This window comes from Pedobacter sp. 10L46_2, assembly GCF_056395165.1.
The window spans coordinates 1-2,753 of sequence record NZ_JBFTIZ010000421.1 but is presented as its reverse complement, the minus strand read 5'-3'; the positions used below and the strand labels follow the sequence as shown (position 1 = coordinate 2,753).

General features: G+C 37.6%; 3 protein-coding genes. All 3 read left to right on the top strand.

Translation table 11 applies throughout. The annotated features are described in order from the left end of the window. Positions 1-311 (top strand): GNAT family N-acetyltransferase (locus AC1DDX_RS26115; protein ID WP_477622890.1); only part of this gene is annotated, 311 nt, incomplete at its 5' end. A 15-nt stretch (positions 312-326) separates the two neighbouring features. Next, positions 327-1,118 (top strand): PhzF family phenazine biosynthesis protein, encoded by a 792-nt coding sequence (locus tag AC1DDX_RS26110; RefSeq protein WP_288882288.1) that lies wholly within the window; start codon positions 327-329, stop codon positions 1,116-1,118. 47 nt (positions 1,119-1,165) lie between these two features. After that, positions 1,166-2,753 (top strand): S46 family peptidase (locus AC1DDX_RS26105; protein ID WP_477622889.1); only part of this gene is annotated, 1,588 nt, incomplete at its 3' end.

Below are 2,753 nucleotides of genomic sequence, written 5' to 3'. Positions count from 1 at the left end.
ATTATGATGACCCGCTAATCTGGAAAGAAAGAAATGCAGATCCATCTATTTACATTCATCGCATTGCAACCAATCCGGCTTTTAGGGGTAGTTCTTTTGTGAAGCAAATTATAGAATGGGCCAAAGGTCATGCAAAAGAGACCGGTAAGGAATTTATAAGAATGGATACTACCAGTGGTAACGACAAGTTGAATAATTATTATTTTAAATGTGGCTTTGCTGATAAGGGAGTTACACTAATAGGGTTTGAAGAGGAACTGCCGGTTCACTACAGGGGTGGGAGCCTTAACCTGTTCGAAATTAAATTGTAAATCTAAACATAGAAGATGAAAAAAATAGAACTTTATCAGATCGATGCATTTACTGACCAGCTTTTTGGTGGTAATCCTGCATGTGTGGTTCCTCTTGAGTCGTGGCTACCAGATAGCCTCCTTTTAAAGATTACTAATGAAAATGCCGTTCCTGAAACTGCCTTTTTTGTGCCAGAGGGAGAGGCTTTCAGTTTAAGGTGGTTTACCCCAGAGCATGAGATGGATTTGTGTGGTCATGCAACTCTGGCTACTGCCCATGTTTTAAAAACGCTACTAAATTATCCGAACGACAAGATTATCTTTAATTCTAAAAGCGGACCATTAGAGGTTAAGATAGTTGATGAGCAGTACACTTTAAATTTCCCATCAAGAAAGCCCGAGCCGGCAGTGTTGCCCGAAATCATTTCTAAATCCTTAAATAAACAACCCAAAGAAGTACTTAAGTCAAGAGACTACATGCTGGTTTATGATAATGAGCAAGACATTAGAGATTTGGTGCCCGACAGAGAGATTCTGAATCAAATAAATCTTGAGCCAGGTGGTATTATTATAACCGCAAAAGGTGATAAGGTAGACTTTGTATCCCGTTTCTTCGTTCCTCAGGCAAGTATATTTGAAGATCCGGTTACCGGATCAGCGCATTGTTCATTAATTCCTTATTGGGCAGAAAAATTGGCGAAAACAGAGATGAGTGCCCTGCAGTTGTCAGACAGAATAGGGAAGCTTCAATGTATAAATGCAGGGGATAGGGTATTGATTAGCGGAACGGCTAAAACTTACTCAGCGGGTTTTTTCTTTATAGATTAACCCAGTTATTCATTAACTTTACAGCATAACTAACTAATTATTTCATCATGAAGAAAACAGTATATCTGCTGTTGTGTGCAATGGTATTTTCCTTTGTAAACACAGTAAAAGCAGATGAAGGGATGTGGATCCCTATGCTGATAGGTAAAAACTATGAGCAAATGAAAAAACAGGGCTTTAAATTGACTGCAAAAGACCTGTATAATGCAAATGGATCGAGTTTAAAGGACGCCATTGTTCATTTTGGTGGTTTCTGTACAGGTGAGATCGTATCTGATAAAGGTTTGATCTTTACTAATCACCACTGTGGTTATGATGCCATTGCATCGAATTCAACCGCTCAAAACAATATCCTTGATAACGGGTTTTACGCCAAAAACTATGGTGAAGAGAAACCAATTGATGGTTTGTTTGTCCGTTTTCTTCAAAGGATGGAAGATGTAACCCCTCAGGTTAACGAAGCAACAAAAGGCTTAAAAGGAGCAGAGAAAGCTGCTAAAATGCTTGAGGTATTTAATACCATTTCAAAAGCGGCTGTTACTGGCCCAACAATAGAAGCTAATGTAAAGGATTTTTATAAATCTAATCAGTTCATCCTTTTTGTTTATGAACGTTTTGATGATGTCCGTTTAGTAGGTGCACCGCCACAAAATATTGGTAAATATGGTGGTGATACTGACAATTGGGAATGGCCTCGCCAAACAGGAGACTTTTCTGTTTTCAGAGTATATGCTGCTAAAAATAATGCTCCTGCAAAATATTCAGCAGAAAATGTTCCTTTTAAACCAAAGAAATTCTTGCCGGTATCTATTAAAGGGGTAAAGAATGGTGATTTTTCAATTGTTTATGGATATCCTGGTCGTACAGATAGGTACTTAACTTCTTATGGAGTTGATCTGGCTACTGAAAAAGTAAGTCCTACCATCGTTAAGCTTCGTGATATTCGTTTGAAAGCATGGAAAGCAGAAATGGATAAAAGTGTTGAAACACGCTTAAAGTTGTCATCTAAATATGCCAATATTGCAAATTATTGGAAATATTATATCGGCCAGACTGAGCAGTTAAAGCGCTTAAAAGTTTCTGAATCTAAAAGAAAAGAGGAAAAGGCATTTACTGAATGGGCTGCTCAGAAAACTGAATTTGCCGGTTTAATGGAGCAGTATGATCAGATCTATAAAAGTATTGATCCGATATCTGTTCAACGTACTTACATTAATGAGGGTTTCTTAGCATCTGCATGGGTTCCAAATGCCATTTCAATTGGCAGAGCATGGAATGCAATGGATCAAAAGAAAGGTGATGATGCTTTTGCAACTCAGGTAAAGGGAGGTGTTGATAAAGCTATTGGAACTTATCAGGAAACATATAATGAAATTGCAGACAGGAAGATTTTTGCACAAATTCTTGCGTCTTTTTATAATGATGTTCCCGTAAAATCACAGCCTAAGTTCTTTAGCGAAATTGCTGAGAAATACTGGGCAGGAAATTCGGAAGCTACTTTCCAAAAGTATGCAGATTACCTTTGGGAGAATAGTAATTTTATTAAGCCAGAGAAATTAAAGGCATTTATGGCTTCTAATCCTTCTCTTGATGCCATTAAAAATGATCCTGGGTATAAGTATGCAGTAAATCTTT